The sequence below is a fragment of the Candidatus Andeanibacterium sp. genome (assembly GCF_057143545.1).
Genome location: NZ_DBNHSF010000042.1, coordinates 1 through 8,066 on the forward strand (window position 1 = coordinate 1; position 8,066 = coordinate 8,066).

Annotated in this window: 6 protein-coding genes and 1 pseudogene; 5 read left to right on the forward strand and 2 right to left on the reverse strand. The window is 63.6% G+C overall.

Annotated features, from left to right (window positions below):
* Both AC16XC_RS02560 and AC16XC_RS02565 read right to left on the reverse strand, forming a co-directional pair.
* Positions 1–401 (reverse strand): annotated as a pseudogene (locus AC16XC_RS02560) (DUF418 domain-containing protein); the annotation flags it as partial.
* A 30-nt stretch (positions 402–431) separates the two neighbouring features.
* Positions 432–1,541, reverse strand: coding sequence for a 5-methyltetrahydropteroyltriglutamate--homocysteine S-methyltransferase (locus tag AC16XC_RS02565; RefSeq protein WP_484033069.1), 1,110 nt, complete (start codon positions 1,539–1,541; stop codon positions 432–434).
* Between the two features lie 202 nt (positions 1,542–1,743).
* Here AC16XC_RS02565 and AC16XC_RS02570 point away from each other — a divergent pair, with 202 nt between their 5' ends.
* From AC16XC_RS02570 to AC16XC_RS02590, 5 genes are all read left to right on the forward strand, one after another.
* The gene (locus AC16XC_RS02570) at positions 1,744–2,514 is read left to right on the forward strand and encodes a glutathione S-transferase family protein (RefSeq protein ID WP_484033070.1); all 771 of its coding nucleotides are present in this window, start codon (positions 1,744–1,746) and stop codon (positions 2,512–2,514) included.
* Positions 2,511–3,314 carry a glutathione S-transferase family protein gene (locus tag AC16XC_RS02575; protein WP_484033071.1) on the forward strand — a complete coding sequence of 268 codons (804 nt, stop codon included), beginning with the start codon at positions 2,511–2,513 and terminating at the stop codon, positions 3,312–3,314. Before AC16XC_RS02570 ends, AC16XC_RS02575 begins: the two co-directional genes overlap by 4 nt.
* Positions 3,315–3,371: 57 nt before the next feature.
* Positions 3,372–5,474 (forward strand): PQQ-dependent dehydrogenase, methanol/ethanol family, encoded by a 2,103-nt coding sequence (locus AC16XC_RS02580; protein WP_484033072.1) that lies wholly within the window; start codon positions 3,372–3,374, stop codon positions 5,472–5,474.
* A gap of 139 nt (positions 5,475–5,613) precedes the next feature.
* Positions 5,614–7,128, forward strand: a complete 1,515-nt coding sequence (locus AC16XC_RS02585) for an aldehyde dehydrogenase family protein (protein ID WP_484033073.1) — start codon at positions 5,614–5,616, stop codon at positions 7,126–7,128.
* Positions 7,129–7,332: 204 nt separating this feature from the next.
* Positions 7,333–8,066: amidohydrolase family protein (locus AC16XC_RS02590; protein ID WP_484033074.1), on the forward strand; the 734-nt coding region annotated here is incomplete at its 3' end.

Here is an 8,066-nt window from a genome sequence, read left to right on the forward strand (position 1 = left end):
GCGAGCGCCGCCAGCACCAGCAGCACGCGGTCCGACCTGATGCGGTCGAGCGGGACCAGCAGGAGGCCGACGAGGGCCAACACCTGCAGGATGTCGCCGCGATAGAAAATGACATGCAAGGTTCCGAAGCCCAGCAACAGCACCAGCCGCCAAACAAAGCGCAAGGTGAAGTCCCCGCCGCGTACGCGTTCGTTCGCCATGATGGTCGCGAAGCCGAAGCCGAACAGCAGCGCGAAAATTGCGAAGGCCTTGCCCGCGAACAGGGCAAACACCCATTCGTGCCAGGCATCGAATTGCGGTGCGAGCCAGAAGACCTCAAACCGCTCGATGCAATGGACGAGGAACAGGCCGAGCAGCGCATAGCCGCGCAGCGCATCGACCATGTCGATCCGGTTGTTCAAACTACCCCCTCCGCTTCGGGAGGCGCGATATCAGCCCCACACTTCCTGCGCCACCTCGACGACCAGGCGGATCTTGTCCGATTGCTGTTCGATCGAAATATCGTTGCCGTGGACGGTCGAGGCGAAGCCGCATTGCGGGCTCAGCGCCAGCTGGTCGAGCGGCGCGTATTTCAGCGCTTCGTCGATCCGGCGCTTGATCTCGTCCTTGGTCTCGAGCTGGCCGAGCTTGGTCGTGACAAGGCCGAGCACCACTACCTTGCCTTTCGGCAGGAAGCGCAGCGGCGCGAAATCGCCCGACCGGGCATCGTCATATTCGAGGAAGAAGGCGTCGATATCGAGGGTGTTGAACATGATCTCGGCGACCGGCTCGTAGCCGCCTTCCGCCGCCCAGCTCGAGCGGAAATTGCCGCGGCACAGATGGATCGCGCGGATCATGTCGGCCGGCGCGGAGGCGAAGCTGTCGTTGATCAGCTGCGCATATTGCCGCGTCGTCGCATCGGGATCGAGCCCGCGCTTGGCGGCGTCGGCGCGCTGCTCGTCGTCGCACAGATAGGCGAGGTTGGTATCGTCGAACTGGATATAGCGGCACCCGGCCTCGGCCAGGCTGTCGACTTCCGCGCGGAAGGCCGCGGCGACATCGGCGTAGAATTCATCCATCTCGGGATAGATGTCCGCCGGGATGCCCGAACGGCCCGCGCGGAAATGGAGCATGGTCGGCGAAGGGATCGCGACCTTGGGCGTTTCGCTCACCTGGCTCGCGAGGAACTGGTAATCGGCCAGCTGGATCGGCTTCACATGTTCGATCTTGCCGGTGACCGCCATCACTGGGGGTGCGAACTGGACGTCCTTGCCGGCATCGTTCTTGAATGCCTTCTTCAGCCCGCCGCGCTCCTCGACCCCGCTCAGCTGGAGCAGGAAGTCGGTATGGAAGAAATAGCGGCGGAATTCCCCGTCGGTGATCGCCTTGAGGCCGAGCCCTTCCTGGTATTTCACGAGCTCGGCAATCGCGTCGTCTTCGATCGCCCGCAATTCCTCATAGGAAATATTGTTGGCTGCCCGATGGTTGCGCGCCTCGACCACCGATTGGGGGCGCAGGAACGAACCGACATGGTCGGCGCGCGACGGCAAGTTTCTGGTCATGAGAGAATCCTGTCCAAGCAAGTCTGTAGCTAAGCCAGGGTCAAAACGCGGGCTCGCGCTCATCTGACGCGATTCCACTACTGATTGTGCAGCTGCGAAGCAACGGCAAAATCGCCGCCTGTTTGCCGCTTGACCGAGTCTGCCCGCGATAAGTAGGCAACACTTACTAAATGGCGTCGCAAGAACGCCGACAGGAGAGGTCATGGCCGAGCTTACGCTCTATCACTGGGAGCCGAATGCCAATTCGGGTAAGCCGATGCTCGCGCTGGTGGAGAAGGGTGTGTCCTTCGACAGCCACTACATCAACATGCTGGAATTCGACCAGCACCAGCCCGAATATCTCGCGGTCAACCCGCAGGGCACGATCCCGGCGATGATCCATGGCGACAGAGTGCTGACCGAAAGCACCGCGATCATGGAATATGTCGACGAGGCATTCGAAGGGCCCGCCCTGATGCCCGCAGACGCGCGCGACCGCTGGCGCATCCGCTGGTGGATGAAATTCATGGACCAGTGGCTCGGCCCGAGCTTTTCGATGATCGGCTGGTGCACCTTTGTCGGTCCTTCGCTGGCCCACAAGAGCGAAGAAGAGCGCGAGGCGATGATCGCGCGCATTCCCCTGCCCGAGCGGCGCACGGCCTGGCGCAAGGCGATGTTCGCCGAGTTCGCCGAAGACGAACTGGCCGAGAGCAGGCGCCGCATCGCACTGGGAGTGGAGCTGCTCGAAGCGGAGCTGGGCAAGCGCGAATATGTCGGCAGCAACCAGTATTCGCTGGGCGACATCAACATCTTCAATTCGACCTACATGCTCCCGGTCGGCAATCCCGAGCTGGTCGGTGCGGACAGGACCCCGAACCTGTGGCGCTGGCTAAAGGCGGTTTATCGCCGGCCTGCAGTCCAGCAAACCTGGGCGATGGGCAGCGGGCGCTTCACCGACCGCTTCAACGCAATCATGGGGGAGTTCGGCCAATGAGCAAACCGATCCTCTATCACGGCGAACCCAATGGCCCCTCGCTCTCGGTTCTGGCGGCGCTGGAAGAAAGCGGGCTTGAGATCGAGTGCCGCTACATCGAGCTTGCGCTCGGCGCACGGCACCGCGAATTGCACAAGGCCGGCAGCGAAATCGTCGAGACTGTCTTTGCGGACTTTGCCGTCGAAGGCGAAGGCCCGGTGCTGGTGGCAGAAGGCGAAGCGATGAGCGAGGCGGTGTTCCTCGCGCAATATTTCGACGAGGCAGCCGGCGGATGCGGACTCCAGCCGCAAGACCCCTATGCCCATTGGCAGATGCTGATGTGGTGCCGCCAGGCGACCGAGCGGCTGAGCCCGGCGGTCGCCTATCTCGGCAATCTCGCTTTCACCAGGCCGGATGTCAGGCAATGGAACGGAATGGACTTCGATGGGGCGGTCATGCTGATCGAAAGCGAAGACCTGCGCGCTCGCTGGCGGGAGCTGCGCGACAGCGAAGCGGAACCGGTCAAGATCGCGGACAGCAAGGCCAAGATCGACCAGTTCGCCGAGCGGATCGAAAGGCAGCTGGCCGACGGGCGCGACTGGCTGATGGGCGATTTCTCCATCGCCGATCTCGAAACCTTCGCCTGGATGCGCCCCGCCCAATTGCTCAAGGCAGACGCTTTTGCGGGCAAGCCTGCCCTCGCCACATGGATGGAGTGCGTCGAAGCCCGACCCAGCGTGCAGGCCGCGCTCGCCCGGGCGCAGACCGACGACCCTCGGACCAGCTTCGCCCCGGGTCCGGAAATCAACCGTTGGGGCTGACGCTCCAGTTCGGTAAGGAAATTGCATAGCCCCTTCGAAGGGGGAAATTGGGAGAGAATGCACATGCGGATCGGTTTGATTGCTGTCCTGGCCGCGTCACTCGCAATGGCGGCCTGCACTTCGGAGCCTGATAAAATCACCGCCGGGATGATCGAGGCCCCGACTGACAGTGTATGGCTGACCTATGGCCGCACTTACGACGAACAGCGCTTCAGCCCGCTCGACGCCGTGAACACGGAAAATGTCGGGCAATTGGGCCTCGCCTGGTTCGCCGATCTCGACACGGCCAGGGGCCAGGAAGGCACCCCGCTCGTGATCGACGGCAAGATTTTCATCACCACCGCGTGGAGCAAGGTGAAGGCGTTCGATGCGGTCACCGGCGAACCGCTGTGGAACTACGATCCTGAAGTGCCGGGAGAGACAGGCCCCAAGGCCTGCTGCGACGTGGTCAATCGCGGGCTGGCCGCCTGGGGCGACAAGCTCTTCTTCGGCGCGCTCGACGGGCGGCTGATCGCACTCGATCGCAATACCGGCGAGGAGGTGTGGTCCACCGTCACGGTCGACCAGTCGAAGAGCTACACCATCACCGGCGCGCCCCGAGTGATCGACGGCAAGGTGATCATCGGCAATAGCGGGGCCGAGTTCGGCGTGCGTGGCTATGTCAGCGCCTACGACGCCGAAAGCGGCGAACAATTGTGGCGCTTCTATACCGTCCCCGGCGCGCCCGGAGAGGACGGGGACGAACCCGAATATCTCAAGAGAGCCCGGGAAACCTGGAAGGGCGAGTTCTGGGAGCATGGCGGCGGCGGCACGGTGTGGGACGCGATGGCCTATGATCCCGAGCTCGACCTGCTCTATATCGGGGTCGGCAACGGCTCGCCCTGGAACCAGGCGATCCGCTCGCCGGGCGGCGGCGACAACCTCTATTTGTCCTCGATCGTCGCGATCCGCCCGGAGACCGGCGAATATGCCTGGCATTACCAGACCACGCCCGGAGACACCTGGGACTTCACCGCCACCCAGCACATCATGCTGGCCGATCTCACCATCGGCGGAGAACCGCGCAAGGTGCTGATGCAGGCGCCCAAGAACGGCTATTTCTATATCCTCGACCGCGAAACCGGGGAGCTGATCAGCGCCGACAATTACGTGCCGCAGAACTGGACCACCGGCATCGACATGGCGACCGGCCGTCCGATCGTTGCCCCCGAGGCGCGCTATGACCTGACCGGCCAGCCCTTCATCGGCACGCCCGGCGCGGGCGGCGGGCACAACTGGCATCCGATGGCATTCAACCCGGCCGAGGGCCTGGTCTATATCCCGGCGATCGAAGCTGCCTTCCCGTTCTTTCCCGAAGCCGGGTGGCAACGCGACGACCAGCGCGGGATGAACACCGGGATCGACCTTTCGGCCGGCGCGATGCCGGCCGACAAGGCGGCTCGCGAGGCCGCCGCCGCCGCGACCAAGGGTGCGCTGATCGCGTGGGATCCGGTGAAGCAGGAGGAACGCTGGCGCGTGCCCCATGCCTCGCCCTGGAATGGCGGGCTGCTATCGACCGCCGGCGGGCTGGTCTTCCAGGGCAACGCTTCGGGCAATTTCGTCGCCTATAGGGCAAGCGACGGACGGCAATTGTGGTCGTTCCCGGCGCAGACCGGGATAATCGCCCCGCCGATCACCTACAGCATCGAAGGGGAGCAATATGTCGCGGTGCTGGCCGGCTGGGGCGGGGTATGGCCGCTTTCGCCCGGCGGGATGTTGTCCGAACAGGCCGGTCCGACGCGCAATATCTCGCGCCTGCTGGTGTTCAAGCTGGGCGGTTCCGCGAAGCTGCCGCCCGCCCCGCCACTGGACCGTGCGCCGCTTGACCCGCCACCGTTCCGCGGCACCGCGGCGCAGGTGGCTTCGGGTAGCTACGATTTCGGGCGCTATTGCAGCCAGTGCCACAACGATGCGGCGATCGGCTCGACCGTTTTGCCCGACCTCCGGCGCAGCGCGGCTCTGGAAAGCCAGGAAACCTGGATGGCGATCGTCCATGACGGCGCGCTCAAGGACAGCGGCATGGTTGGCTTCGCGCCTTCGCTCAGCCGCGAACGGATCGAGGCGATCCGGCAATATGTCATCAAGCGTGCCAACGAGGACAAGGCACTCGAATCCGGCTGAAGGACCGCTTTTGGATTCGACAGGAACGGCACGCCGATTATAACGACCGTTACGGATTTCACGCTCGCAATGGGCAGGCGGGCGTCGATTTGCTAGTTTGGACAACATAGAGAGACTCGGATTCGGGAAAGGACCTGAAATGAACGAAATGGCCACTATCGACCGCACGCAGCGGGAATATTCGGATGCGGTGAAGAAGGCGCTGGCGCGCGCACCGCAACTCTACATCAATGGCGAATGGGTCGATTCCAGCGGCGGCGAAACGATCGACGTCGAAGATCCTTCGTCCGGCAAGGTGATCTCGAAATTCGTCGAAGCGACCAACAAGGACGTTGACCGGGCGATTGCTGCGGCCCGCGCCGCGTTCGACGATCGCCGCTGGCGGGATATGCCGCCGGTCGCCCGCGAAAAGGTGATGCACCGCATCGCCGATCTGATCGAGGATCATGCCGACGAACTGGCCGAGCTCGAAGCGATCGACGTCGGCAAGCCCAAGGGCATGGCCGCCGTGGTCGACGTGCCCGGTGCGGCCGCGCATTTCCGCTACATGGCCGGCTGGGCCGGCAAGATCGGCGGGGAGACCCAGGCCCCCTATGCGATGCCCGGCGGGGTGATGTTCGGCTATACGCTGAAGGAGCCGGTCGGCGTCTGCGCCCAGATCGTGCCGTGGAACTTCCCGCTGCTGATGGCCTGCCTCAAGCTCGCCCCGGTGCTCGCCTCGGGCTGCACCAGCGTCTTGAAGCCGGCCGAGCAGACCAGCCTCACCGCGCTGCGGCTGGCCGACCTGATCCACGAAGCGGGCGTTCCCGCGGGCGTGATCAACATCATTACCGGTTACGGCCACACCGTGGGCGACCGGATGGTCAAGAGCCCCGATGTCGACAAGGTCGCCTTCACCGGTTCGACCGAGATCGGCAAGCTGATCAACAAGAACGCGACCGATACGTTGAAGCACGTCACGCTCGAACTGGGCGGCAAGAGCCCGGTGGTGGTGATGCCCGACGTCGATCCGGCCGAAACCGCGCCGGGCGTGGCGGGCGCGATCTTCTTCAATTCGGGCCAGGTCTGCGTCGCCGGTTCGCGGCTCTATGCGCATAAGAGCGTGTTCGACAAGGTGCTCGAAGGCATGTCCGAAACCGCCGGCTTCTGGGCACCGCGCCCGTCGCTCGATCCCGAAGGTCATATGGGCCCGCTGGTCTCGAAGGAGCAGCACGAACGCGTGCTCGGCTATATCGAAGCCGGCAAGCGCGATGGTGCGTCGGTGCTGATGGGCGGCGACGTGCCTGCGAATGACGGCGGCTATTACGTCAACCCGACGATCCTGACCGACGTCAACCCGCAGATGAGCGTGGTGCGCGAGGAAATCTTCGGTCCGGTCGTGGTCGCCCAGCGCTTCGAGGATCTCGACGAGGTGGTCAAGGAAGCCAATGACACCAATTACGGCCTTGCCGCCGGTGTCTGGACCAAGGACGTCGCTGCCGCGCACAAGATCGCCAGCCGGCTCCAGGCCGGCACGGTGTGGATCAACTGCCATGCGATGATCGACCCGGCGCTGCCCTTCGGCGGCTACAAGGAATCGGGCATCGGCCACGAACAGGGCCGCCTGGGCCTTGAAGCCTACCTGGAAACCAAGTCGGTGCTGATGAAGCTCTGATCGCTACAGCTTCCTTCCCCCTCGATGGGGGAAGGATAGCGCAGCTTGCTCCTGCGGGAGCTAGCGGAGCTTGGATGGGGGTGAGGTTGCGGAATTCCGTCGGGATTGCGCTGGCACCCCCACCCAACTGCGGCTAGCGAACAAGTTCGCAAGCCTTCGTATCCCTCCCCATCAAGGGGGAGGAGATTGAATCGGGAGCCAGCCTTGCCCATCGACCTCAATAAGATCCGCGCCATCGACGTCCACGTCCATGCCGAGATCTCCTGCCACGATCCGGAGGACCCGGTGATGGGCAAGTTCTTCGATGCGGCCTCGGCCTATTTCAAGGCCCCGCGCGAACGGCCCAAGATGCCCGAGATCATCGAACTCTACCGCGAGAGCAGGATCGCCTTCTGCATGTTCACGGTCGATTGCGAGAGCGGGATGGGCGCCAAGCGCGTTTCGAACTACGAAGTTGCCGAAATCGCCAACAAGAACGACGATATCTGCATCCCCTTCGCTTCGATCGATCCGCACAAGGGCAAATACGGCGCGCGCGAGGCCCGCGACCTGATCGAGAACCACGGGGTCAAGGGCTTCAAGTTCCACGGCATCGCCCAGAACGCCCACCCGGCCGACCGCATGGCCTGGCCGATCTACGAAGTGCTCAACGAATATCGGATGCCGGTGATCTTCCATACCGGCCATTCGGGGATGGGCACCGGCATGCGCGGCGGCGGCGGGATGCGCCTCAAATATGGCGAGCCGATGCTGATCGACGATGTCGCGGTCGATTTCCCCGACATGAAGATCATCCTTGCCCATCCGAGCTGGCCATGGGTCGACCAGAGCCTGTCGATGGCGCTGCACAAGACCAATGTCTTCATCGATCTCAGTGGCTGGAGCCCAAAATACTTCCCCCAGCAGGTGATCACCTACGCCAACACCCAGCTCAAGCA